The sequence below is a fragment of the Nocardioides sp. Z38_18 genome, from assembly GCF_058215695.1.
The window spans coordinates 558,031-582,213 of sequence record NZ_JBZAJE010000002.1 but is presented as its reverse complement, the minus strand read 5'-3'; the positions used below and the strand labels follow the sequence as shown (position 1 = coordinate 582,213).

26 protein-coding genes are annotated in these 24,183 nt (G+C 70.7%); 23 read left to right on the top strand and 3 right to left on the bottom strand.

What is annotated here, in order from left to right; translation table 11 throughout:
• Window positions 1-47: 47 nt before the first annotated feature.
• Entirely contained in the window at window positions 48-344 is a 297-nt protein-coding gene (locus AC4BGC_RS13935; RefSeq protein ID WP_490547805.1) for a putative quinol monooxygenase, read from the top strand.
• A 2-nt stretch (window positions 345-346) separates the two neighbouring features.
• Here AC4BGC_RS13935 and AC4BGC_RS13930 read toward each other — a convergent pair whose 3' ends face one another.
• Complete coding sequence (locus AC4BGC_RS13930; protein ID WP_490556298.1) at window positions 347-1,339, bottom strand: phosphotransferase family protein; 993 nt, start codon at window positions 1,337-1,339, stop codon at window positions 347-349.
• 98 nt (window positions 1,340-1,437) lie between these two features.
• Between AC4BGC_RS13930 and AC4BGC_RS13925 the strand changes: the two genes are divergently transcribed.
• From AC4BGC_RS13925 to AC4BGC_RS13830, 20 genes are all read left to right on the top strand, one after another.
• Window positions 1,438-2,322, top strand: coding sequence for a hydroxymethylglutaryl-CoA lyase (locus AC4BGC_RS13925; RefSeq protein WP_490556297.1), 885 nt, complete (start codon window positions 1,438-1,440; stop codon window positions 2,320-2,322).
• Window positions 2,323-2,362: 40 nt separating this feature from the next.
• The gene (locus tag AC4BGC_RS13920) at window positions 2,363-3,610 is read left to right on the top strand and encodes a CaiB/BaiF CoA transferase family protein (RefSeq protein WP_490556296.1); all 1,248 of its coding nucleotides are present in this window, start codon (window positions 2,363-2,365) and stop codon (window positions 3,608-3,610) included.
• Between the two features lie 186 nt (window positions 3,611-3,796).
• Window positions 3,797-5,200 (top strand): aromatic ring-hydroxylating oxygenase subunit alpha, encoded by a 1,404-nt coding sequence (locus tag AC4BGC_RS13915; protein WP_490547809.1) that lies wholly within the window; start codon window positions 3,797-3,799, stop codon window positions 5,198-5,200.
• Window positions 5,197-5,784 (top strand): 3-phenylpropionate/cinnamic acid dioxygenase subunit beta, encoded by a 588-nt coding sequence (locus AC4BGC_RS13910; RefSeq protein ID WP_490547810.1) that lies wholly within the window; start codon window positions 5,197-5,199, stop codon window positions 5,782-5,784. Before AC4BGC_RS13915 ends, AC4BGC_RS13910 begins: the two co-directional genes overlap by 4 nt.
• Window positions 5,781-6,137, top strand: a complete 357-nt coding sequence (locus tag AC4BGC_RS13905; protein WP_490556295.1) for a hypothetical protein — start codon at window positions 5,781-5,783, stop codon at window positions 6,135-6,137. Before AC4BGC_RS13910 ends, AC4BGC_RS13905 begins: the two co-directional genes overlap by 4 nt.
• Window positions 6,134-6,913 carry a 3-(cis-5,6-dihydroxycyclohexa-1,3-dien-1-yl)propanoate dehydrogenase gene (hcaB, locus tag AC4BGC_RS13900; protein ID WP_490556294.1) on the top strand — a complete coding sequence of 260 codons (780 nt, stop codon included), beginning with the start codon at window positions 6,134-6,136 and terminating at the stop codon, window positions 6,911-6,913. Before AC4BGC_RS13905 ends, hcaB begins: the two co-directional genes overlap by 4 nt.
• A 13-nt stretch (window positions 6,914-6,926) precedes the next feature.
• The gene (locus tag AC4BGC_RS13895; protein ID WP_490547813.1) at window positions 6,927-7,124 is read left to right on the top strand and encodes a ferredoxin; all 198 of its coding nucleotides are present in this window, start codon (window positions 6,927-6,929) and stop codon (window positions 7,122-7,124) included.
• On the top strand, window positions 7,121-8,371 hold the full coding sequence (locus AC4BGC_RS13890; protein ID WP_490556293.1) for an NAD(P)/FAD-dependent oxidoreductase: 1,251 nt from the start codon (window positions 7,121-7,123) through the stop codon (window positions 8,369-8,371). Before AC4BGC_RS13895 ends, AC4BGC_RS13890 begins: the two co-directional genes overlap by 4 nt.
• Entirely contained in the window at window positions 8,368-9,108 is a 741-nt protein-coding gene (gene phtC / locus AC4BGC_RS13885) for a 3,4-dihydroxyphthalate decarboxylase (RefSeq protein ID WP_490556292.1), read from the top strand. Before AC4BGC_RS13890 ends, phtC begins: the two co-directional genes overlap by 4 nt.
• Window positions 9,109-9,205: 97 nt before the next feature.
• Window positions 9,206-9,871, top strand: coding sequence for a TetR/AcrR family transcriptional regulator (locus AC4BGC_RS13880; RefSeq protein WP_490556291.1), 666 nt, complete (start codon window positions 9,206-9,208; stop codon window positions 9,869-9,871).
• A 61-nt stretch (window positions 9,872-9,932) separates the two neighbouring features.
• Window positions 9,933-11,591 carry a long-chain fatty acid--CoA ligase gene (locus AC4BGC_RS13875; protein ID WP_490556290.1) on the top strand — a complete coding sequence of 553 codons (1,659 nt, stop codon included), beginning with the start codon at window positions 9,933-9,935 and terminating at the stop codon, window positions 11,589-11,591.
• Window positions 11,592-11,857: 266 nt separating this feature from the next.
• The gene (locus AC4BGC_RS13870) at window positions 11,858-13,108 is read left to right on the top strand and encodes an ABC transporter substrate-binding protein (protein ID WP_490547818.1); all 1,251 of its coding nucleotides are present in this window, start codon (window positions 11,858-11,860) and stop codon (window positions 13,106-13,108) included.
• Between the two features lie 83 nt (window positions 13,109-13,191).
• Window positions 13,192-14,073 carry a branched-chain amino acid ABC transporter permease gene (locus AC4BGC_RS13865; RefSeq protein WP_490547819.1) on the top strand — a complete coding sequence of 294 codons (882 nt, stop codon included), beginning with the start codon at window positions 13,192-13,194 and terminating at the stop codon, window positions 14,071-14,073.
• A gap of 3 nt (window positions 14,074-14,076) precedes the next feature.
• Entirely contained in the window at window positions 14,077-15,192 is a 1,116-nt protein-coding gene (locus AC4BGC_RS13860; RefSeq protein WP_490547820.1) for a branched-chain amino acid ABC transporter permease, read from the top strand.
• Entirely contained in the window at window positions 15,189-15,998 is an 810-nt protein-coding gene (locus tag AC4BGC_RS13855) for an ABC transporter ATP-binding protein (protein ID WP_490556289.1), read from the top strand. Before AC4BGC_RS13860 ends, AC4BGC_RS13855 begins: the two co-directional genes overlap by 4 nt.
• Window positions 15,991-16,782 (top strand): ABC transporter ATP-binding protein, encoded by a 792-nt coding sequence (locus AC4BGC_RS13850; RefSeq protein WP_490547823.1) that lies wholly within the window; start codon window positions 15,991-15,993, stop codon window positions 16,780-16,782. The genes AC4BGC_RS13855 and AC4BGC_RS13850 overlap by 8 nt, the downstream gene beginning before the upstream one ends.
• On the top strand, window positions 16,779-17,357 hold the full coding sequence (locus AC4BGC_RS13845) for an NADPH-dependent FMN reductase (RefSeq protein WP_490547824.1): 579 nt from the start codon (window positions 16,779-16,781) through the stop codon (window positions 17,355-17,357). Before AC4BGC_RS13850 ends, AC4BGC_RS13845 begins: the two co-directional genes overlap by 4 nt.
• Window positions 17,354-18,487, top strand: a complete 1,134-nt coding sequence (locus AC4BGC_RS13840; protein ID WP_490556288.1) for an alpha/beta hydrolase family protein — start codon at window positions 17,354-17,356, stop codon at window positions 18,485-18,487. Before AC4BGC_RS13845 ends, AC4BGC_RS13840 begins: the two co-directional genes overlap by 4 nt.
• Complete coding sequence (locus tag AC4BGC_RS13835; RefSeq protein WP_490556287.1) at window positions 18,484-20,052, top strand: long-chain-fatty-acid--CoA ligase; 1,569 nt, start codon at window positions 18,484-18,486, stop codon at window positions 20,050-20,052. The genes AC4BGC_RS13840 and AC4BGC_RS13835 overlap by 4 nt, the downstream gene beginning before the upstream one ends.
• Before the next feature lie 49 nt (window positions 20,053-20,101).
• Window positions 20,102-20,887, top strand: a complete 786-nt coding sequence (locus tag AC4BGC_RS13830) for an IclR family transcriptional regulator (RefSeq protein WP_490547827.1) — start codon at window positions 20,102-20,104, stop codon at window positions 20,885-20,887.
• 96 nt (window positions 20,888-20,983) lie between these two features.
• Here the strand turns inward: AC4BGC_RS13830 and AC4BGC_RS13825 are convergent, their stop codons facing one another.
• On the bottom strand, window positions 20,984-21,352 hold the full coding sequence (locus AC4BGC_RS13825) for a nuclear transport factor 2 family protein (RefSeq protein WP_490556286.1): 369 nt from the start codon (window positions 21,350-21,352) through the stop codon (window positions 20,984-20,986).
• The gene (locus tag AC4BGC_RS13820) at window positions 21,349-21,915 is read right to left on the bottom strand and encodes a VOC family protein (RefSeq protein ID WP_490547830.1); all 567 of its coding nucleotides are present in this window, start codon (window positions 21,913-21,915) and stop codon (window positions 21,349-21,351) included. Before AC4BGC_RS13820 ends, AC4BGC_RS13825 begins: the two co-directional genes overlap by 4 nt.
• A gap of 152 nt (window positions 21,916-22,067) precedes the next feature.
• Here AC4BGC_RS13820 and AC4BGC_RS13815 point away from each other — a divergent pair, with 152 nt between their 5' ends.
• Together AC4BGC_RS13815 and AC4BGC_RS13810 are read left to right on the top strand one after the other, a co-directional pair.
• Window positions 22,068-22,901, top strand: coding sequence for a TetR-type transcription factor C-terminal domain-containing protein (locus AC4BGC_RS13815; RefSeq protein WP_490556285.1), 834 nt, complete (start codon window positions 22,068-22,070; stop codon window positions 22,899-22,901).
• Window positions 22,902-23,010: 109 nt separating this feature from the next.
• On the top strand, window positions 23,011-24,177 hold the full coding sequence (locus AC4BGC_RS13810) for an enolase C-terminal domain-like protein (RefSeq protein ID WP_490556284.1): 1,167 nt from the start codon (window positions 23,011-23,013) through the stop codon (window positions 24,175-24,177).
• The last annotated feature ends 6 nt before the right edge of the window (window positions 24,178-24,183 follow it).

Genomic DNA, 24,183 nt, shown 5'->3' with positions numbered 1-24,183 from the left:
CACCACCATCACTGCCCTCGCGGGCGCCAGGAAGAAGGAGCACCACGATGATCGTGATCGAAGCATGGATGACCTGCCGGGCAGGGACCGAGGACGACTTCGCGACGAACGTGCGTGAGCTCGTGCTCGCGACCAGCACCGAGCCCGACTACCTGTCCTACGAGTGCTCCCGGGACGTCTCGAACCCCTCCAGGTTCGTCTTCGTCGAGCACTGGGAGGACATGGAGGCGTTCAGCCGCCACCTCGCCACCGAGCACTACCAGGCGTTCGCGGCCAAGGCGGTCGACTGGATCCAGGGCCGCGACGTGCGCATCCACGAGGTCTCCTCGACCACGCGTCGCTGAGCTCAGCCCAGCAGCTGGAGCAGGTCCCACTCGGTCTCGGCGGCACGCCGCCCGATGGTGGCCAGCTCGACCGAGCGCATCGCTCCCGAGCGGTGCCGCTCGGCCTGGACGATGCAGATGATCCCCCACTTCAGCGTGCCCATGACCTGCCACCAGTGCAGGGCGCGGCGGTCGACGGTGGTGCCGCTCTCCGCCTCGTACGCCGCCACGAGGTCGTCGATCGTCCCGAAGCCACCGACCTCGGGCTTCTCGCCGAACCGCCAGGCCTTGACGCACAGCCAGCCCAGGTCCTCCAGAGGGTCGCCGAGGTGGGCGAGCTCCCAGTCGAGGACCGCGCGCACGCCCTCAGGACCGACGATGAAGTTGCCGTTGCGGAAGTCGCCGTGCACCACGCGGGCGGGGACCGGGTCGGGCCGGTTCTCCTCGAGCCAGCGGAAGGCGAGCTCTAAGGCGGGGTGCGGCTGTCCGGTCCGGTCGAGGGCGCGCTGCCACTCGGTGAGCTGGTCCCGCTTCTCGAGGCCGGGCACCGCCTCGATCGGGATCCGGTGCAGGCGGGCGAGGATCTGGCCGCACTGCCCGGCGAGCAGCTCGCGGGCGCCGGCGTACTCCGCGTCGCGCAGGATCCGCCGCGGGATCGACTCGCCGAGGATCCGCTCCATCACGACGTACGCCGCCCCGAGGTCGTCCTCGGAGGTGCTCGAGGTGATGATCCCGGGCGAGGGCACGCCGGCCTCCGCGGCCGCGACCATCAGCCCGGCCTCGCGGCCCATCGCCTCGGTCTCCACGGACCCGGGGGCGTCGAGCCGCAGGATCAGGGTGGCCGGCGCCGTCTGCTCGCCCTCGACCGAGAACAGCCAGGTGTGTCGCGACGCCCCGGCAGGGAGCCGGCTCAGGTCGGAGACCTCGAGGGTGTCGTCGCCGGTGCTACGTCGTAGCACCGCACGGAGCCGGACGCCCAGGTCGTCAGCGGCGGCGCTGGCGGGGCTGTGTGTCACCGGATACCTCCGTGGTTGTGTGCAGGGCCGAGAACCGGCCTAGAGTGTATGCAATCACGCCAGCTTTCGCACCGCGCTCCTGACTGAAAGGCCACATCGTGCACATCATCGAGGTCGGGCCCAGGGACGGCCTGCAGAACGAGGACGTGCTCGTCTCCACCGAGGACAAGATCCAGCTCGTGGAACGCAGCATCGCAGCCGGGTTGCGGCGCATCGAGGCGACCAGCTTCGTCCACCCCCGGCGGGTGCCGCAGATGGCCGACGCTGAGGCGGTGATGGCCGGCGTCCCCCGGCGCGACGACGTCTCCTACATCGGGCTGGTGCTGAACCGGCGCGGCTTCGACCGCGCGGTGGCGGCCGGGGTGGACGAGGTCAACTGCGTGGTGGTGGCCTCGGAGGAGTTCAGCCAGCGCAACCAGGGGATGTCGGTCGCGGACTCGGTGCGGACGGTCGGCTCCCTCGCCCAGGACGCCCGCGACGCCGGACTGACGCTGTCGGTGACGATCGCAGCCGCCTTCGGCTGCCCCTTCGAGGGCGAGGTCCCCGAGGCCCATGTGATCGACCTGGTGCGCCAGGCCGCCGACTTCGGCGTGGACGAGGTCGCCCTCGCCGACACCATCGGCGTCGGTGTCCCGGCACAGGTGACCAGCCTGCTCGAGCAGGCTGCCGCCGTGGCGCCCTCCGTCCAGCTGCGGTGCCACTTCCACAACACCCGCAACACCGGGTACGCGAACGCGATCGCGGCCGTCGCCGCCGGGGTGCACGCGCTGGACTCCTCCACGGGCGGCATCGGTGGGTGCCCGTTTGCCCCCGACGCGACCGGCAACATCGCCACCGAGGACCTGGTCTACCTGCTGGAGCGCAGCGGCGCCGCGACCGGGGTGGACCTCGCCCAGGTGATGGAGACCGCGGTCTGGCTCGGTGGGGTGCTCGGTGACACGGTGCCGGGACAGCTGTCTCGCGCCGGCGCCTTTCCTGGTTGACGATCACCACCAACCTCTCAAAATTGTGTACAATTTTGGGATGGACACGACCACCTCCCCGACGCCCGGAACCCCAAGCGGGACCACGGGCCCCCTGAGCGGGCTGCGCGTCATCGAGCTCGGAAGCTTCATCGCCGGACCCTTCGCCGGGCAGCTGCTCGGCGACTACGGCGCCGAGGTGCTCAAGGTCGAGTCGGTCGGCTCCGGGGACACGATGCGGCGCTGGGGGATCAACCTGGAGGGGGAGAGCCTCTGGTGGCCGGTGATCGCCCGGAACAAGAAGTCGATCGCGATCGACCTGCGCCAGCCCGACGGCAGGGAGCTGATCCGGCGTCTGGTGGCCGAGGCGGACATCGTGCTGGAGAACTTCCGGCCGGGCACCCTGGCCAAGTGGGGCCTGGGGTACGACGACCTCTCCGCCATCAACCCGCGGGTGATCATGGTGCACGTCTCGGGGTTCGGCCAGACCGGTCCCCGGTCCACCGATGCCGGCTTCGGCAGCATCGGCGAGGCGATGGGCGGGATCCGGCACACCACCGGGAACCCCGAGCTGCCGCCGACGCGCAGCGGGATCAGCCTCGGTGACTCGCTGGCCGCGCTGTTCGCGGTGATCGGAACCCTTGCCGCGGTGCACGAGCGCTCGGTGAGCGGCCGTGGCCAGGAGGTGGACGTCGCGATCTACGAGGCCGTCGCCGCCCTGATGGAGTCGACCATGGCCGACCACGAGCTCGCCGGGGTCACCCGGGGGAGGACCGGCTCGGTGCTCCCGGGCGTCTCCCCCTCGAACGTGTACCCGACCGCGGACGACGCCGAGGTCCTGATCGCGGCGAACGCCGACACCGTCTACGGCCGGCTCTGCGAGGCGATGGACCGCCCGGAGCTGGCGACCGATCCCCGGTTCGCCACGCATGCCGCCCGCGGGGAGAACATGGCCGAGCTCGACGACCTGATCGGGGCCTGGACCGGTGCGATCCCGGCCGACGAGCTGCTCGCGACGATGGAGAGGCACGGCGTCCCGGCCGGGCGCATCTACACCGCGGCCGACATGCTCAGCGACCCGCACTTCGCCGCGCGGGAGATGGTCGTGCGGATGGTGAACAAGCTCGGCCTCGAGGTCCCGGCAGCAGGAGTGGTACCGAAGTTCTCCCGGACCGTCCCGGGCGCGCCGGTGGCGGGTCCTGCCCTCGGTGAGCACACCCGGGACGTCCTCGGCTCGCTCGCCGGCGTCGACGACGAGCACTGGCAGCGCCTCGAGGAGGCCGGGGTCACGTTCCAGTCGAACGACTGACCCGACCCGAGGGTGCCGCGCGCAGATCCGCGCCGCGCCCTCGTCGTTCCGCCCCTGGGCCGGATCCGCCACCGCGGGTCCGGCCCATCTGCGTTCTCCGGCCGGTCCGGCCCTGTTTGACACCCCTGGTTCTGTTTTGCAGAATATGGCTCTGTTATCCAGAACTACTGAGCGAAGTGGAGTCAGATGAGCGACTTGCCCGAGGTCCTCGAGCACGTCCGGCGGGGGATGCTGCCGGCGCACATCTACAACGACGCGGAGATCTTCACCGCGGAGAAGGAGCGCCTCTTCGGCCGAGCATGGATGTTCGTCGCCCACGAGTCCGAGATCCCCGACGTCGGCGACTACGTGGTCCGCCGGGTGATGGACAACTCGTTCATCGTCAGCCGCGCGCAGGACGGCACGATCCACGCCATGTTCAACATGTGCCTGCACCGCGGCATGCAGGTCTGTCGGGCCGAGCAGGGCAACGCCTCGCACTTCCGCTGCCCCTACCACGGCTGGTCCTACCGCAACGACGGCCGGATCGTCGGGCTGCCCTTCCACAAGGAGGCGTACGGCGGCGAGGAGGGGTTCGCCAAGAAGGGCGCCCGGCTCGTGCCCGCGCCCAACCTGGACTCGATCAACGGACTCGTCTTCGTCTCGATGGACCCTGACGCGATGCCGCTGCGGGACTACCTCGGTGACTTCGCCTTCTACCTCGACTACTACACCAGGCAGAGCGCGAGCGGCGTCGAGGTGCTCGGCCCCCAGCGGTGGCGGGTCAAGGCCAACTGGAAGATCGGCGCCGAGAACTTCGCCGGCGACATGTACCACACCCCCCAGACCCACACGAGCGTCGTGGAGATCGGCCTGTTCCGGGAGCCGAAGGCCGAGAAGCGCAAGGACGGGAACACCTACTGGGCCGGTCGCGGCGGCGGTACGACGTACAAGCTGCCCCCGGGGACCCTGGAGGAGCGGATCGCCTACGTGGGCTACCCCGCGGAGATGATCGAGCGGATGAAGCAGCAGTGGTCCGCCGAGCAGCTCGACGTCATCGGCAGGGACGGTTTCATGATCTCGGCGGCCTCGGTGTTCCCGAACCTGAGCCTGGTGCACAACTGGCCCAAGGTCGGTGACTCCGACGACGTGGTGCCGTTCATCTCGCTGCGGCAGTGGCAGCCGATCAGCGAGAACGAGACCGAGGTCGTGTCCTGGTTCGTCGTGGACAAGGAGGCGCCGGAGGAGTTCAAGAAGCTGTCCTACAAGGCCTACCTGATGTGCTTCGGCAGCACCGGCATGTTCGAGCAGGACGACGTGGAGAACTGGGTCTCGCTGACCAACACCGCGGCCGGCACGATGGCCCGCAACCTGCTGCTGAACGGCCGGATGGGGCTGCTCAAGGACGACACCCCCGTGGTGGCGCCGCTGAGCGCGGAGGAGTTCGCCGGGCCGGGTGTGGCCAGGGTCGGGTACGGCGAGTACAACCAGCGGGCGCTGCTCGCCGAGTGGGCCGACCACCTTGAGCGGCAGCCGGTGCCCAGTGCGCCGACGATCGTCGGGATGCCGGGCCAGGACGCCGCTGCGAAGGTGCCGGAGGCGTGCTTGTGACCACCCACATCCCGATCCGGTCGGACTCCTCGCCCCTGGGCCAGGACGCCTCGAGGACCGAGGCGGTCGGCGCCTCCCTGGCCTTCGACGACGCCCGGCACCTGCTGGCGCACCGCTGGCTGGTCGAGGAGGCCTACCTCCTGGACCACCAGGACTACGACCTCTGGCTCGACGTGCTGGCCGAGGACATCCACTACTTCATGCCGATCAAGGTGACCACCGCGCTGGGCACCGGCTACGACACGGCCAGGCGGATGGCGCACTTCGACGAGGACAAGTACTCCCTGAGCCGGCGGGTCGCGCGGTTCCAGACCGAGCACGCCTGGACCGAGGACCCGCCCTCGCGGATCCGGCACCACCTCTCCAACGTCCGCACCTTCGCCACCGACGTGCCGGACGAGCTGGTCGTCGAGTCGGCCGTGCTGCTGTTCCGCAGCCGTGGTGACGTCAACGAGCCCTCGTTGATCTCGGCCGGCCGCACCGACCTGCTCCGGCGTGAGGGCGACCGTTGGCTGCTGGCCCGCAGGCACATCGCGGTGGACGAGTCGGTGCTGCGCACCCAGAACCTGGCGATCTTCCTGTGAAGCTCTCCTGGGAGGGCGAGGCCGAGGACGCCGTCGCCGCTGCCCGGGCGGCCTCGGCCCGGAGCAGCCTGGCCGAGCAGACCGAGGGCGAGCCGCTCACGATCGGCAACGAGTTCTCCACGGTGCGGGTCTCCAAGGTGCTCACGCGCAACGGGGCCCGGCTGCTGGTGGAGTCGACGAAGTCCGGGCAGTGGGTGACGCTCGACCCGCTTGAGATGGAGGCCCTCACCTGGCAGAACCCGACGACGCTGTCCGCGATGGTCGGGCACCCGTTCGCCCCGCTGCTCCCGGACGAGCCGGACGAGCCGGACGAGGCCGACGAGCCGGACGAGCCCGGGGAGCCCCGCGCGTGAGCGGCTGGCTGGAGGGCAAGCGCACGCTGGTCGTCGGGGGCGGTTCCGGGATCGGCCGCGGCGTGGTGTCCGCGTTCGCCGCCGAAGGCGCCCGGGTCGCGGTGCTGGAGGTCGACGCCGACAAGTGCGAGCGGCTGCGGGCCGAGACCGACGCGGTGGTCGTCCACGGCGACGCGACCACGGCCGCCGCGAACGACGCCGCCGTCGCGGCCGCGGTGGAGGCCTTCGGCGGGCTCGACGTGCTGGTCACCTGCGTGGGGATCTTCGACTTCTACCGGCCCCTGGCCGAGATCGACGCGGCGGACCTCGACGACGCGTTCGACGAGATGTTCGGCGTCAACGTGAAGTCACACCTGCACAGCGTCAAGGCGGCGATCCCGGCGCTGCGGGCCAGCGGTGGCAACGTGGTGCTGACCGAGTCGACCTCGGCGTACTACCCCGGCCGCGGTGGCACCCTCTACGTCGCCTCGAAGTTCGCGGTGCGCGGCCTGGTGACGACGCTCGGCCACGAGCTGGCCCCCGAGGTCCGGGTGAACGGGGTCGCGCCGGGCGGCACCCTGGCCACCGACCTGAAGGGGCTCAGCTCGCTGGGTCTCACCGAGCAGCGTCTCGACGGCCCGGACCGGGCCGCCGAGCTGGCGGCTCGCAACCCGCTCGGGGTCGCGCTCTCCGGCGACGACCACGCCTGGAGCTACGTGTTCCTGGCCTCCGACCGGGCGCGGGGGATCTCGGGACGGGTCGTCCACTCCGACGGCGGCATGGGGATCAAGGGATGAGAGAGGAAGTCCGATGGCACTGCTGAGGGCCGACCTGGACGCGTGCCAGGGATACGCGAACTGCGTCGTGGGCGCGGAGGACGTCTACGACCTCGACGACGACGGCACCGTGGTCCTGCTCCGGACGAGCATCGCCCCGGAGGAGGTCGCCAGGGTCGGAGCGGCTGCCCGCAGCTGTCCCGTCTCGGCGCTGTGGCTGGAGGACGAGTGAGCCAGGCCGCGACTTCCGGCGTACTCGTCGTCGGCGCCTCGGTCGCCGGAGTGGCCACCGCCCGCGAGCTCCGCGCCCAGGGGTACGCCGGGACGGTGCGCGTGCTCGACGCGCAGGCCGAGGTGCCCTACGACAAGCCCCCGCTCTCCAAGGCCCCGGTCGAGGACGACGCGCTCGTGCCGCTGATCACCCACGCGCAGGCCGAGGAGCTCGGGATCGAGCTCGTCCTCGGCCGCCGGGCCGCGGCGCTCGACGTGGCGACCTCCGAGGTCGTGCTGCAGGACGGCGACAGGCTCCGCTACGAGACGCTCGTGATCGCCACCGGGCTCACGCCGCGCCCCGCGCCCTGGGTGGACCCGCACGTCCACGTGCTGCGCACGGTCGCGGACGCACGCGCGCTCCGGGCCGACCTCCGCACCGCCGAGCACCTGCTGGTCGTCGGTGCCGGCTTCGTGGGGGCGGAGGTGGCCGCGCTGGCTCGCGGGCACGGCATCGCCGTGACGCTGGTGGACCCGGCCCCCATCCCGATGAGCCGCGTGGTCGGCGACGTGCTCGGCGAGCGGCTCGCCGCGCTGCACCGTCGTCACGGGGCCGACACCAGGTTCGGGACGGTCGTCACGGACCTGAGCCGGACCGGTCCTCGGCTGCGTGCCCGGCTCTCCGACGGCACGACGGTGGACACCGACGCGGTCCTGGTCGGGATCGGTTCCGAGCTCGACCTGGGGTGGCTGGAGGGCTCCGGTGCGGTCCTGGACGACGGGGTGCTGTGCGACGACTCCGGCCGGGTCCTCGGCTGTCCCGGGATCCACGCCGTGGGTGACGTCGCCCGCTGGCACCAGCCCCGCCTCGGCCGGGCCGAGCGCGTGGAGCACTGGACCAACGCCACCGAGCAGGCCGGGTGCGTCGCCCACAACATCGTCCGGCCCCAGGAGCCACGGTCGCTGGACCCGGTCGGCTTCGTCTGGAGCGACCAGTACGACTGGAGGATCCACCTCGCCGGCACCCGCGACCCGCGGCGTGCGCCCGAGGTGCTCGAGCAGGGCGACCCGTTCCGCCTGGCTGCGCTCTGGTCCGACGACGACGGCCACGTCACCGGCGGGATGACCGTGAACTGGCCCAAGGCCTCGGTCCGGCTGCGCGGTGCGGTGGCTGCCCAGAGCTCCGTGCAGACGCTCCTCGACCAGCTGGGCGGCGCGTCGGGCAGCCGGCCGGCCGGGCAGCAGGCCGATGCGGCGGTGTCGGCATGAGTGCGACGCTGGCACAGCTGCGCGAGGAGGTGGCCGAGGGCTGCCGGGTGCTCGCCGCGCGCGACCTGGCCCCCGGGATCCTCGGGCACATCAGCGTGCGGGTGGACGACGACCTGCTCCTGGTGCGCTGCCGCGGCCCCCGGGAACGCGGTCTGGCGTTCACCACTGCCGAGGACATCCGGCTGGTCGACCTCGACGGCAGGCCCGGAGCCGCAGGCGAGCTGGACGAGCACACCGTCCCCTTCGAGCTGCCGCTGCACACGGCCGTGCTCCGCCGGCGGCCCGACGTGACCTGCGTGGTGCACGCGCACCCGCGTGACGTGGTCGCCGCGGACCTGGCCGGGCTCTCGATCCGGCCCATCGTGGGTGCCTTCGACATCCCGGGGGCCAAGCTCGCGGCCGGCGGCGTCCCGGTTCACCCGCGCTCGGTGCTGGTGCACACCGCCGCCCTGGGGGACGCGCTCGCCGACTCCCTCGGGCAACGGCCGGTGGTGGTGATGCGCGGGCACGGGCTGACCTCAGTGGCCTCCTCGGTTCCCGAGGCGGTGCTCCAGGCCCTGTCGGTGGCAACGATCGCCTCGCTCTCGCTCCAGGTGGCCGCCGCGGGTGGGACACTGGAACCGATCGGCCCCGACGACCTGGCCGACCTCCCCGACGTGGGCAACGGGCTGAACCTCGGTGCAGCCTGGCGCCACGAGCTGGCGAGGCTCGTTGCGCAGCAGGGCCCGGTCACTTAGCGTACGTTCGTTAGAAAGTGCTGATCCTGCGGCCTTCGGCCCACGGACACAGAACACGCCTCGACCGCCCCGCGGGGCAGAGCGGACACCGATCTCCATGACTGCGCCATCCGATCCCGGCCCGGCGGCCGACGCCGACGTGGCCGAACCCGGCCCGGTCGACTGGCGAGACTGCCGCCCCGTCGAGCTGAGCCCGATCCTGCAGCACTCCAGCGAGGCGTTCTACGAGCACGGGTTCCACGGCACCACGGTGCGTGACATCGCCAACCGTGTCGGGGTCACCGTGCCGGCGCTCTACTACCACCACGAGAACAAGGAGGCGATCCTCGCGGCCGTGCTCGAGGCGGCGATCGGGGACCTGCTGCCCCGTGGTGAGGCGGCGATCGCCGAGGCCGGCGACGACGTGCTGCAACAGATGACGAACCTCGTCGAGAGCATCGTGCTGCACCTGACCGTGCGGGCCCGCCTCGCGGCGCTGGACTCGGAGTACCGCTACCTCAGCCCGGAGGCCCGGGCGACGTACGCCGACCTGCGCAAGCGCAACGAGCTGATGACCCTGGAGGTCATCGAACGCGGCCTCGACCAGGGTGTGTTCGCGGTGGCCGACCCGAAGGAGGCGAGCCGGGCGCTGCTCGGGATGCTCCAGGCGATCGCGCGCTGGTACGTGACCTCGGGTCCGCTGCCCCCGCAGGACGTCGCCGCCCGGTACGTCGACCTGAGTCTCGCCCTGCTCGGAGCACCGCGCCCCCTCGCCCGACCGTAGGTCCCTGCTCCGCATCCCGGCCGCCACCGGCCCTTCCTCACCACGCCCGACTGGAGGCACCATGAGCACCGCCAGCACTGCGGACCGCGGGTTCGTCCCCGGCAACATCGGCCACGGCGACCTGACCGTGACCCAGCTGCTGCGGCACGGGTCCACCTGGCACGCCGACCGGACGATCCGCACCGTCGGCGCCGACGAGTCCGCGATCAGCTTCGGTGACTTCGCCGGCCGGGCGGCTGCGCTCGCCCACGGGCTGCGCGAGCTCGGGGTCACCGAGGGAACCTGTGTCGGGTCGCTGCTCTGGAACACCCGGGAGCACCTGGAGGCCTACTACGCCGTGCCCGCCATGGGCGGCCTCCTGCACACGATCAACCCACGGCTCTCCGCCGAGCAGATCGCGTTCACGATCAACCATGCCGGCGACGAGGTGCTGCTGGTCGATGCCGCGTTCGTCGACCAGGTCGCCGCGATCGCCGACCGGACGCCGACGGTGCGGGCGGTCGTCGTGGTGGGGTCGGGGGAGCACGGCTCGCTGGCCGGACTCTCCGCGGAGTCGATCGGGTACGGCGCACTCGTCGACGCCCAGCCCACCGAGTTCGCCTGGCCGGTGCTCGACGAGCGCGCTGCGGCGACCCTGTGCTACACCACCGGCACCACCGGGGACCCCAAGGGCGTCGCCTACAGCCACCGGTCGATCTGGATCCACGCACTGTCGCTGTGCACGGCCAACGCGGTCGCCCTCAGCTCGAGGGACTGCGGCTACATCATCGTGCCGATGTACCACGCGAACGCCTGGGGCTACCCCTACGCGAACTTCTGGGCCGGCGGTGACCTGCTGCTGTGCAACAAGAGCGTCGACCCGGCGACGGTCGTCGAGGCCGTGCGCAAGTACCGGCCCACCTACTCCAACGGCGTGCCGACGGTGTGGAACGAGATCCTCAGCCATCTCGACGCCGACCCGGACCGCGACCTGGAGTCCCTGGACCGGGTGATCCTCGGTGGCGCCCCCATCCCGCAGACGCTCCGCTCGGGGCTCAGGGACCGCTACGGAGTGGAGGCGCTCCAGGGGTGGGGGATGACCGAGACGTCGCCGCTGGTGACCCTCAACCGGCCGCCACGGCCCGAGGAGGACCCGCACCCCGAGACCCGGGCGGGGATGCAGGGCCGGGTGCTGGCCGGCGTCGACATCCGGCTGGTGGAGCCGGACACGGGGACGGTGCTGCCCGCCGACGGCGAGACCGTCGGGGAGCTCGAGCTGCGCGGCCCCTGGATCGCCGACTCCTACTACCGCACCGACGCGCCGGAGAAGTTCCACGACGGCTGGCTGCGCACGGGCGACGTCGGCACCCTCGACCCGCTCGGCTACGTGAACCTCACCGACCGGGCCAAGGACGTGATCAAGTCCGGGGGCGAGTGGATCTCCTCGGTGCACCTCGAGCTCGAGATCGCCAAGCATCCCGACGTCGCGCAGGCGGCCGTCATCGGCGTACCGGACGAACGCTGGGACGAGCGTCCGTGTGCCCTTGTCGTCCTGCGGCCCGGGGCCGCGGTCACCCTCGATGAGCTCCGGACCGCCCTGCTCGAGGCGGTGCCGAAGTGGTGGATCCCCGAGCGCTGGGTGCTGCTCGACGCGCTGCCGCTGACCAGCGTCGGGAAGTTCGACAAGCGCGCCATGCGCACGCTCGTCGCCGACGCGAGCCTCGAGGTCCGCACCCTCTAGGGCACGCGGCCCGCCCTCCCGCGCCGGCCAGGACCCCCGCACCACCGCCACCGAACGGCTGCTCGAACCGCAGAGCGGCCGGTCCTCGTGTTCGGCAGAAGCAACTTCTGCACAGCGAATCAAGTGGTTCAGTCGACGCTCAGCAAATCGTTATATTCGGATGCCTAGCGAACGCTAAGAAGAACTTGACTTCCCACTTAGCGGATGTTCAACTTCCACCCGACCACGCTCGTGAGTCACATCACAGTTTGAAGGGACACCACCAGATGTTGCGAAAGACGATCCCGGCTGCGCTCGCCGCCGGCGCCCTCCTGACGCTGACCGCCTGCGGCAATTCCTCCTCCGGGAGCTCCGAGGCCAAGGACGGGGTCAAGATGGGTCCCGGCGTCTCCGCCAAGGAGATCAAGGTCGGCATCCTGACCGACTACTCCGGTCCGATCGCCGAGGCGGCCACGTCGGGTTCGCTCGGTCTCGAGGTCAAGCTCGAGGAGAAGAACGCCGAGGGCGGGATCTGCGGACGCAAGCTCGTCGCGGTCAAGGGCGACACCAAGTACGACGCGCAGCAGACCACCCAGGTCTACCGGGCCAACGCCAACGACGTCGTGATGCTCGGCCAGGTGATCGGCACCGCGTCGATCAACGCGGTCAAGGAGAACATCGCCCGCGACGACATGCCGACCCTGGCGGGCTCCCTGAACACCACGACGCTCTCCCTCGAGGACGTCTACGTCACGCTCCCGACCTTCGAGGTCGAGCTGATGAACGGTCTCGTCTGGGCTGCCGAGCAGGCCAAGGCCAGCGAGAGCAACCCGATCAAGGTCGGCATCGTCGCCAGCACCGATGACTTCGGCAAGGTCTACATGGACGCCGTCAAGTTCGCTGCCGAGGGCACCCCCGGCGTCGAGGTCGTCGCCACACCGACCTACGCACCCACCGACAAGGACTACACCGCCCAGGTCTCCGACCTGAAGAAGTCCGGCGCGACCGTCGTCGTGCTCGGCAACGGTGTGGGCGAGACCGCCGGCTTCGTCGGCACCGCCGCGCAGCTCGGCTTCAAGCCGACCTGGATCGCCGACTCCGGCGCCTGGTCCGCCGCACTGGCCGTCCCGCTCAAGGGCCTGCTCGACGACTTCTACGTCTCCGGCGGCTACGGCGGCCTCAGCGACGACGTCCCCGGGATCAAGGCCCTCGACGCAGCCATCGCGAAGTACGCGCCCAAGTCGAAGCCGAACAACTTCCAGGTCGCCGGCTGGATGATGGGCGACACCGTGATCGCCGCCCTGACCAAGGCGTGCGAGGACAAGGACCTGACCCGCGCCGGCGTCATCAAGGCGATGAAGGACCTCAAGGTCGACTACCAGGGCATCACCCCGCCCATCGACCTGGGCAACGGCAGCCAGATCGTGAGCTACAACTCGCGGATCAACAAGGTCGAGGCCGACGGCCAGCTGACCCCGATCACCGAGTTCGCCGCCGCTGACGTCTCCAAGGCGTGGGGCGAGAAGAACGGCTTCTGATTCCACTGTGCGGGGCGCGCGGTGAACCTGCCGTGCGCCCCGCACTGCTCAGTCCTTCGACTCACACGGGAGCAGACAGACAGATGACCCTCTTCTTGCAACTGACCTTCCAGGGGCTCGCCCTCGGGATGGTCCTCGGCCTGATCGCGCTCGGGTTCGTGATCATGATCAAGGGCTCGGGAACCTTCAACTTCGCCCACGGCGAGTTCGTTGCCCTGGGTGCCTACCTCGTGCTCGCGATGATGCCGCACATGCCGTACTGGCTGGCGTTCATCGTCGCGGTGGTGGCGACCGTCCTGCTGGCACTGGTCGTCGAGGCCGTCCTGCTCCGCAAGCTCATCGGGCACGGGGTCACCGTCGTGGTCCTGGCCACGCTCGGCATCGGTGTCATGGTGCACGCCCTGGTGCTGATGATCTGGGGCATCGGGTCGAAGGACTCCGCCGGCCCCGTCGGCGGCGGCACCACCACGATCGGCGGCGTCGTGCTCACCTGGAGCGGCATCGTCACCATCGTGAGCTCGCTGGCCGTGCTGGCCCTGCTCACCCTCTTCTTCCGGCGCACGCCCTACGGCCTGGCACTGCGTGCCACGGCCAGCCATCAGGAGGCCGCCCTTGCCCAGGGGATCAACGTGGGCAGGATGTTCGCGCTCTCCTTCGCGATCGCCGCGTCCCTGGCCGTCGTCGCCGGCATCTTCCTGGCCTCGTTCCCCAGGGTCGTCTCGCCCTCGATGGCGCACGTCGCCCTGGTCGCCATCCCGGCGATCGTGATCGGCGGGATGGACTCGCTGCTCGGCGCCGTCGTCGCCGGACTCCTCGTCGGGCTCATCCAGGTCCTCGGCTCGGGCTACCTCGCCGACTTCGGCGGAGGCAAGCTCCACGAGGTCCTGCCCTACATCTTGATGCTCGTCGTCCTGGCAGTCAGACCGTACGGGCTCTTCGGCAGCCGCGGCATCGAAAGGGTGTGACAGATGTCAGCCACGATCAATCCTGAACGCGTCGAGGGCGCCCCCGCCGCGGAGTCGCTCGCGGCGCTACGCCCCCGGCGCCGTCCCTGGGGCCTGCTGGCCTGGGCCGTCGTGCTGCTGGTCGCCCCCCTGGTGATCGGCTCCGACAAGTGGATGGGCATCGGCGTCTTCGCGCTGATCGCCGCGATCAGCGCGGTCGGCCTGCAGGTGATCATGGGCTTCGCCGGCCAGATCTCGATGGGCCAGGCCGCCTTCATGGCGATCGGGGCCTACTCCGCAGCCTGGCTCGGGGTCGACCTCGAGCAGCCGTGGTGGATCTGGCTGCCGGCCTCCGCCCTGATCTCGGGCGTCTTCGGCGCGATCTTCGCACCGATCGCGGTCCGGATCCGCGGGCTCTACCTCGCGGTCGCCACCCTGGCGCTGGTGTTCATCGGCCTCTACGTCTGGGAGACCTGGACCAGCTTCACCGGCGGCGGCAGCGGCCGCACGGCCGCCGCGGTCGAGATCAACGGGCAGAACCTGCTCGACGGCTACTGGAGCGGTGACACCCAGGTGTTCACCCTGTTCCAGGCGTGGTGGTACTTCATCCTCGCCGTCCTGGCCGTCGTCGTACTGCTCACCTGGAACATCAAGCGCTCCCGCCTGGGCCGCGCGATGTTCGCCGTCCGGGACCGGGACATCGCCGCAGGGGTCGCCGGCATCCCGGTGACCAGCACCAAGGTGGTCGCCTTCGCGATCTCCTCGGCCTTCGCCGGTCTCTCCGGTGCGCTGCTGGCCGGGTACATGGGCTTCATCTCCTCCACCCAGTGGTCGCTGATGCTCTCCGTGGACATCATCTGCATGGTCGTCATCGGCGGCCTGGGCAGCATCTCCGGTGCGGTCCTCGGCGCCTTCTTCTTCAAGGCGATCCCCGAGGTCGTGAACTGGCTCGCGACCTTCGTCCCGGGCATCTCCCAGGACGCCAAGGTCGAGGGCGGCATCACCGCGCCGCTGCTGTCCCAGTTCGTCTACGGACTGGTGATCGTGCTGGTGCTGATCTTCGAGCCGCGCGGCCTCAACCAGATGTTCCGCAGGGCGTTCGCCGCGGTCCGCGCACGTCGAGAAAGGGCGACCCAGTGAACCCGACATCCACCCCTTCCGCCGAGGCCCCGGCCCTGGCCGTCGAGGGTCTCAGCGTCCGGTACGGCGCTGCGAACACGTCGCTGACCGACGTGAGCCTGACCGTGCCGAAGGGCGAGATCGTCACGCTCCTCGGCCCCAACGGCGCCGGCAAGACCACGATGATGCGCGCGGTGTCCGGGCTGCTGGGAACGCACGGCGCGGTCGTCACGTCGGGCAGCGTCAGGCTGCTCGGCGAGGACGTCACGACCGAGAGCCCGTCCTCGCGGGTACGCCGCGGCCTGGCCCAGGCGCTGGAGGGCCGGCAGGTCTTCGGTGACCTGACCGTCGCGGAGAACCTGGCCTCCGGGGCCTACATACGCAGGTACAAGAAGGCCGAGGCGCACGAGGTGCGGGAACGGGTGCTGAGCCACTTCCCGGCCCTGCACGCCCTGCTGGACCGCAAGGCCGGCTACCTCTCCGGCGGCGAGCAGCAGATGCTCGCGATCGGGCGGGCGATGATGTCCCAGCCCTCGGTGCTGCTGCTGGACGAGCCGAGCCTCGGCCTGGCTCCCAAGATCGTCGAGAACGTCCGGGACGTGATCCTGGCGATCAACGCCGAGGGCGCCTCGATCCTGCTCGTCGAGCAGAACGCCGCGATGGCGCTCTCGATCGCACAGCACGGCTACATCCTCGAGCACGGTCGCGTGGTCAAGGAGGGTCTCGCAGCGGACCTCCGCGCCGACGACGAGATCATCTCGCTCTACCTGGGAGTGGCCCCCACTGGCACCGGACCTCGCGCCGAAGGAGCTGGCACGCATGCCTGACCCGACCACCCACCACCAGCCCGACCTGCTCGAGGTCGAGGAGATCTCGCTCAGCTTCGCCGGGGTCAAGGCGATCGACGGCGTCAGCTTCTCGGTCCGCGAGGGCGAGCTGTTCTCGGTCATCGGCCCCAACGGGGCCGGCAAGTCGTCGCTGTTCAACTGCATCTCCGGGGTCTACCGGCCGCAGTCGGGCTCGGTGCGCTTCACCGGGGACGAGCTGCTCGGCCTCAAGCCGCACGTCGTGGCCCGCAAGGGGATCGCGCGCACGTTCCAGAACGTCGAGGTCTTCCCCGCGATGACGGTGGAGGAGAACCTGCTGCTCTCGCGGCACAACTTCATGCGCAGCGGCCCGATCGCCTGCATGGTCCGGGTCGGGCGCTCGCTGAAGGAGGAGCGTGAGGCGGCCGTCAAGGTCCGCGAGTACGCCGACCTGCTCAACATCGTGCACCTGCTCGACGAGCCGGTCGGCCCGTTGCCGCACGGCACCCAGAAGCGGATCGAGCTGGCGCGGGTGCTGGCGATGGAGCCGCGCCTGATCATGCTCGACGAGCCGGTGGCGGGGATGAACTTCGACGAGACCGCGGAGATGGCCGCAGCCATCCAGCAGGTCAACAAGGACCTCGGCGTCGCGATCCTGCTGGTGGAGCACGACATGCACATGGTGATGGGCATCTCCGACCGCATCTGCGCCCTCGACTTCGGCCAGCGGATCGCGCTGGGCACCCCGGCCGAGGTGGCTCGCGACGAGCGCGTCATCGCCGCCTACCTGGGGGGTGCCCTGTGAGCGCCGAGCCGTTGAAGGTCTGGGGGATCGCGGGCAGCCTGCGTGAGGGATCGGTGAACCGGAAGCTGCTGAGTGCCGCGAAGCAGCTGGCGCCAGCCGACATCGAGGTCCACATCACCGGGTTGCTCCCGGAGATCCCGTTGTTCAACGAGGACCTGCTCGTGGACTGCCCGGCGGGGGTCGAGGCGATGCGGGCGGAGGTCGCCGCGGCGGACGCGCTCCTGATCGTCACCCCGGAGTACAACGGGGGAGTGCCGGGCGTGCTGAAGAACGCGCTGGACTGGCTCTCCCTCCCCTTGGGTGGATCCGTGCTGCAGCGGATGCCGGTGGCCGTGATGGGTGCCTCGCCCGGCCGGCTGGGCACCGCGCGCAGCCAGCTCGACCTGCGCGCGACGTTCCTGTTCTCCCAGTCCCCGGTGGTGGCGGGGCCGGAGCTGATCCTGAGCTTCGCCGACGCGGCCTTCGACGAGGAGGGCCGGCTGACCGACGAGGTCGCCATCGACCGGCTCGCCTCCATCTTCGACGGGCTCAAGCGCTATGCCCGGATCAACCAGGCCCAGGAGGTCCTCGGATGAGCAGCACGATCGATCGCCAGTTCGTCAGCAGCGCCTCGCCCGGTGCCCCGCGCGCCGGCGCCGGTGGCCACCCCTGCCAGGGGCTCTACCACTCCCCGGCCGGGGAGCGCCCGAGGATCGCGGTCATCGCCACGCACTACCAGATCGACTTCTCCGAGCACTACCTCGCCGAGCTCCTCGCCGCGCGCGGCCTCGGCTTCCTCGGGTGGAACACCCGGTTCCGGGGCTACGAGTGGCTGTTCAACCTCGACCAGGCCCTGGTCGACATCGGGGTCGGCGTGCGCTGGCTCAAGGAGCAGGCCGGGGTCGACCAGGTGATCCTGCTGGGCAACTCCGGGGGCGGCTCGCTGATGGCGGCGTACCAGTCCCAGGCGGTGGAGCCGTGCATCCGCCCCGCCCGCGACATGGAGCCGGCGCCCGGCGTGGACGAGCTGATCGCCGGTGACGGCTACATCTCGATGGCCGCGCACCTGGGCCGTCCCGACGTGCTCACCGACTGGATGGACGCCTCGGTCGTCGACGAGCTCGACCCGCTCGCGACCGATCCCGACCTCGACCTGTTCAACCCCGAGAACGGGCCGCCGTACTCCGAGGAGTTCGTCGCCCGCTACCGGGCCGCCCAGGTGGCCCGCAACCACCGGATCACCGCGTGGGCGAAGGACGAGCTCGACCGGGTCACCGCCGCCGGCTACCACGACCGGTACTTCAGCGTGTCCCGGACCTGGGCCGACCCGCGCATGGTCGACCCGACCCTGGACCCGTCGAGCCGCAAGCCGGGCTGGTGCTACCGCGGCCCGACCGAGGAGGCCAACCGGGGCGAGCGCGGCATCGGTGGCCAGACCACGCTGCGCAACTGGCTGAACATGTGGAGCCTGGAGGAGTCCCAGACCCGCGCCGAGCCGCACCTGGCCAAGATCACCGTGCCCACGCTGGTGGTCAACCCCGAGGCCGACACCGGAGTCTTCCCCAGTGACGCAGAGCGGATCTTCGCCGCGATCGGGAGCACCGACAAGGAGCGGATCGACATGCCCGGGGACCACTACTTCGCCGAGCCCGCCCACGCCCGGGGCGACGTCGCCGACGTCGTCGCGCACTGGGTGAGCACGCGCTTCGCGGGGGGCGAGGGGTGACGGACGCGGACGCGCTCCAGCGGGCTCGTCGCCAGCACTGGGTCAACCAGGTCGCCCGGCACGCGTTCGAGCGGCCGGACCTGTGCGCAGTGAAGTGCGCCGGGCGGGAGCTGAGCTGGGCCGAGCTGGAGGAGCGCGTGCTCGCGCTCTCGGGTGCGCTGGCTCGGCGTGGGGTGCGCGAGGGCGACCGGGTCGCGCTGCTTCTGGGCAACCGGCTGGAGTACATCGAGATCCTGATCGCGGTGAACCGGCTCGGGGCGGTGGCCGTCCCGCTGAACTTCCGGCTCAGCGCGGCCGAGATCGACTACATCCTGGGCGACAGCGGCTCGGCGCTGCTCTTCGTCGACGCCGGCACGGCAGCGGCGGGCGCGGCTGCCGCCGGTGACCGGCTGCCGGTGGTGGAGATCGTCGATGCCGGCGCGTCACCGCACGGCGTCGGCACGGCGTACGACGAGCTGCTGGCCGAGAGCGGGGAGCCGGCCCCCGAGCTGGACCTGCTCGAGGAGCTGCCGGCGCTGATCATGTACACCTCGGGGACCACCGGGCGACCCAAGGGCGCGGTGCTCACCCACCACAACCTGGCCGCCCAGTGCGCGACCCTGCTCACCGCGTTCGCGTTCGAGATGCGCGACGAGGTCAACCTGTGCACCTCGCCGCTGTTCCACATCGGCGCGATCGGCGCCACCGCGCCGGCGATCATGATGGGCGCGACCTCGGTGATCCTGCCGACGGGGGCGTTCGACGGGGCCACCACCCTGGACCTGATCGAGCGCGAGCGGGTGACCTCGTGCTTCATGGTGCCGACCCAGTGGCAGGCGGTGTGCGAGGAGCAGGCGCGCGCGCCCAGGGACCTGTCCGCGCTGCGGGTGACCGGGTGGGGCGCGGCGCCGGCCAGCGACACGCTGCTGCGGGAGATGGGCCGGCTGTTCCCCGGGTCCTCGAACGTCGCCCTGTTCGGGCAGACCGAGATGTCGCCGGTGACCTGCGTGCTCGAGGGCAGGGACGCGCTGCGCAAGCTCGGGTCGATCGGGCGTCCCGCGCCCGGCGTCTGGGTGCGGATCGTGGACAAGGAGATGCGCGACGTCGCTCCGGGCGAGGTGGGCGAGATCGTCTACCGGGGGCCTGGCACGATGCTCGGCTACTGGAACAACCCGGAGGCGACGGCCGAGGCCTTCGCCGGCGGCTGGTTCCACTCCGGCGACCTGGTCCGGATGGACGAGGACGGCTTCCTCTACGTCGTGGACCGCGCCAAGGACATGATCATCTCCGGCGGGGAGAACATCTACTGCGCCGAGGTCGAGAACGTGCTGGCGGGACACCCCGACATCGCGGAGGTGGCCGTGATCGGCCGCAGCCACGAGGTCTGGGGCGAGACCCCGGTGGCCGTGGTGGCGCTGAAGGCCGGTGCGGACCCGCTGGACATCGAGGCGCTCCGGACCTGGGCCGGTGCCCAGCTGGCCCGCTACAAGCTCCCCACCGAGCTGGTGCTCCTGGACTCGCTGCCGCGCAACGCCTCCGGCAAGCTCGTGAAGGGCGTGCTGCGTGAGCGGCTCAGCGAGCGCTGAGCGGCTGCGTCGTACCCCCACGCCGGTCTCGGATCGTTACGCTGCGGTCGTGGCGAACGCGAACACCGACGACGAGCACGGCCCTCGGCCCCAGTACCCGATCGAGTCGGTCGACAACGCGCTGCGGATCCTGCGGCTCTTCGCCGAGCGACGCAGCATCCGGCTCACCGACGTCAGTGAGTACCTCGGGGTGGCGTCCTCCACGGCGCACCGGCTGCTGGCGATGCTGCAGTACCGCGGCTTCGTCAGGCAGGCCGAGGGGTCGCGCGCCTACGAGCCCGGCCCGGCACTGACCGGGATCGCGTTCGCGGTCCTGCGCCAGGCCGACGTGCGCGCCCGCGTGCACCCGTTCCTCGAGCAGCTCTCCTCCAGCCTGGGGGAGACCGTGCACCTGGGCCGGCTCGTCGGCAGCACCGTGACCTTCGTCGACGCGGTGGAGAGCACCCGCGCCGTGCGGGTCGGCTCCCGGCTCGGGATGACGATGCCGGCGCACTGCACCTCCTCGGGCAAGGCCCTGCTCACGATGCTCGACGACGAGGCGATCGTGGCGCTGTTCCCCTCCGAGCGGTTGCCGAAGCTCACGCCCCACTCGATCACCAAGCGCTCGGTGCTGCTGCGCCAGGTCGAGGAGGCCCGGCGTACCGGGGTCGCCGTCAGCATGGAGGAGAGCGAGGACGGCGTGGCGTCGGTCTCGGTGCCGCTCGGTGAGTACGCCGGCGCCCGCTACGCCCTGAACGTCGCGACCCCCACAGGGCGGATGACCGAGGTGACGCGCGCGGAGATCTCCGACGAGCTCACCCGCGCGGCCGGGAAGCTCGCCGCGTACTTCATCTGAGCCGGCGGCCCGGCCTACCGGGCCCGGGCCGGGAAGCAGACGAGGCCCTGCCGATCCTCGCGGATCAGCAGGGCCTCGGTTCTGCCGGTGTCTGTCTCAGCTCAGCGCAGAGGTGAGCTGTCCGCGGTCGAAGTACTCCTCGATCCGGGTGATCTTCTCGTCCTCGACGTAGACCCGCAGGATCGCAGGCACGACTGCGAGCTTGCCGTTGCGGCCGGCACGGATCACGTGCTGGCGCAGGAAGCCGCCGTCGACCTCGACGGTGCGGGCATCGGCGTACTCGAAGCTCTCGTAGCGCTCGGGGATGCTCCCCAGCGTCGAGAGGTTCTCGGCCTTGGTCTGGTCGACGAGGTCGTAGTTGTGCCAGATGGTGGCGTCGTCGCGGTAGAGGTTGTCGACCGCCTCGATGTCACCGCCGGAGACCGCGGCGAAGAAGCGGTCCGCGAACGCGAGCATCTCGCTCATGCAGGCACGGGGACGGATCCGGCGGGGACGCCGTCCTTGGTCATCGGGGCGTGGCGGACGTCCTCGGGGGTCAGGGCGCGGGTCCACGCGGCGAACTCGAGCAGGATGCCGTCGGGGTCGAAGAAGTACATCGAGCGGACGTAGACGCCGTCGTGCAGCTCCGCGGAGATGCCGCGCTCGCTCTCGTCGTGGTTGAGCACCGGACCGGTCTTGACGCCCTTGGCGTCGAGCTTGGCCTTGTACTCGTCGAACTTCTCCAGCGGCACCTTGAAGGAGACGTGGTTCATCGAGCCGTGCGCGGTGACGATGTCGCCGATGCCGGGCAGCTCGGCGGCCGAGGCGATGCCGGGGGCCCGCTTGGGCGCGCCGGGGAACCAGAAGAACGCGATGTACTCGTCGTGGCCCATGTCGAAGAAGAAGTGCTGGCCGCCGTTGCTCATGGCGATGGTCTTGGCGAGCTTCATGCCGAGGACGTTGGTGTAGAAGTCCACCGTTCGCTCCATGTCCTCGCAGACCAGCGCGAGGTGGCAGAGCCCACCGAGTTCGAATTCCGTGTTTGCCATGGGTCTCTCCTTGACGTGTGTGACGTGTGCAACCTCGCACCCTGGCGGTGACGATAGTCACAAGTGTTCGGCGATGTCAATAGTTAGCGTCCGCTAAGTAGCCCTCGTGAGAACGGTCGGCATCGATGCCCGATCGTGGATAACGTGTCGCCGTGGATCGGGTGCGGAGTGTGAAGGAGCAGGGCCTGGGGGCCCGGATGAAGGCTGCCCGGGTCTCCCGGCACGTCGGCCTGCGCGAGCTCGCCCACCAGGTCGGGATGAGCCCGTCGTCGTTGAGCGAGTTCGAGAACGGCAAGTCCACCCCGGGCGCACCGCGGCTCGAGGCGCTCTCCCGGGCGCTGGAGGTGCCGGTGACGGTGGCGACCCCGGAACCGCCCGCGCCGTGGTTCGAGCACTGGCGCGAGTTCGACCCGGTCGAGCTCGACCCGGTCACGGAGGCTGCCCTCGACATCTTCACCGAGCTCGGCTACCACGCCTCGACCATGCGGATGATCGCCGAGAGGTGCGGGCTCTCGGTCGCGGGCGTCTACCACCACGCCGAGAGCAAGCAGGAGCTGCTCAGCCGGATGCTCGCCCGGGGGATCCGCGAGCTCGCGGACCGGTGCGCCGCTGCCGCGGCCGACGGGGACACGCACGAAGGGCGCCTGGCCAACCTCACCGAGTGCGTCGTGCTGTTCCACCTGCACCGCCGGCGCTGGGCCGTCCTGGCCGCGACCGAGCTGCGCTCGCTCGGCGAGGAGGACAAGGCCAGGCTGATCGACTCGCGCCGACACGTCCGTCGGATGGTCCAGGGGGTGATCACCGAGGCGCGGGCCGGGGCGGTCGCGGAGACCTCCGCGGAGCTGACCGCCCGGGCGATCATCACCATGTGCGTCGCGATCGCCGACTGGTACGACGAGCGCCTGCACGGGCCTGCCGACGACCTCACCCGGCAGTACGTCGCCCTGGCCCTGTCGATGGCAGGCGTCCGGCCGGTCGCGACCTGACCCGGCCCCGCCGGTGCTTTGCATCGTGACCGTTACCGGTTAAATTAGCGAACGCTCACTAGTGGAGAGGCGAACGCATGCGTGCGAACAACCGGAGGGTGGGGCGCTGATGCGCATCGTGGAGATCCGTGAGGTCGCGGTGCCGCTGGGCGGCAACCTGGCCAATGCGGTGGTCAGCTTCGCGGGGCACACCGTCTCGCTGGTTGCGGTGGTCACCGACGTGGTCCGTGACGGCCGCCCGCTGACCGGGGTGGCGTTCAACTCGATCGGGCGGCACGCCCAGAGCGGGATCCTGCGTGACCGGATGATCCCGCGGCTGCTGGCAGCCGACCCGGACGAGCTGCTGGACCCGGTCTCCGGGATGCTCTCGCCGGCGGCGGTGCTCGCGGTGTGCCTGCAGGGCGAGAAGCCCGGGGGTCACGGTGACCGTGCCGCGGCGGCCAGTGTCCTGGAGCTGGCCTGCTGGGACCTGCTCGCGAAGGCGGCCGGGGAGCCGGCATACGCGACGATCGCGCGGGCGCACGACCGCAGGCCCGAGCCGGACGGGGTCCCGGTCTATGCGGCCGGTGGCTACTACCAGCCCGGCAAGGGCACCGTGGCGCTGCGCGCGGAGCTCGCCGGCTACCGGGACACCGGGTTCGCGGCGACCAAGATCAAGATCGGCGGCGCCACGATCGGTGAGGACCTGGAGCGGGTCGAGGCGGCGATCGATGTGCTGGGTTCGGGTTCGGCGGTCGCGGTGGACGCGAACGGCCGGTTCGGCCTCGATGAGGCCGTGGCCTACGGGCGGGCCCTGGAGGGGTACGGGCTGCGGTGGTACGAGGAGGCCGGCGATCCGCTGGACTACGACCTCAACCGCCGGCTGGGCGAGGAGTACGGCGGTGCGTTGGCGACCGGGGAGAACCTGTTCTCGGTGCCGGACCTGCGGAACCTGCTGCTGTTCGGTGGGGTGCGCGCGGACCGCGACGTCTTCCAGATGGATGCCGGGCTCAGCTACGGCCTGACCGAGTACGTGCGGATGATCGAGCTGATGGAGGCCCACGGCATCGACCGCCGGGCCGCGTTCCCGCACGGCGGGCACCTGATCAACCTGCACATCGTGGTGGCGCTCGGCCTCGGTGGCTGCGAGGCCTACCCGGGTGTCTTCGAGCCGTTCGGTGGCTACAGTGCCGGCTGCCGGCTCGAGGACGGCCGGATCCGTCCCGCGGAGGACCCCGGTTTCGGGCTCGAGGCCAAGGCCGGGCTCGCCGAGCACATCACCGCACTGGTCGGCTGAGGAGCC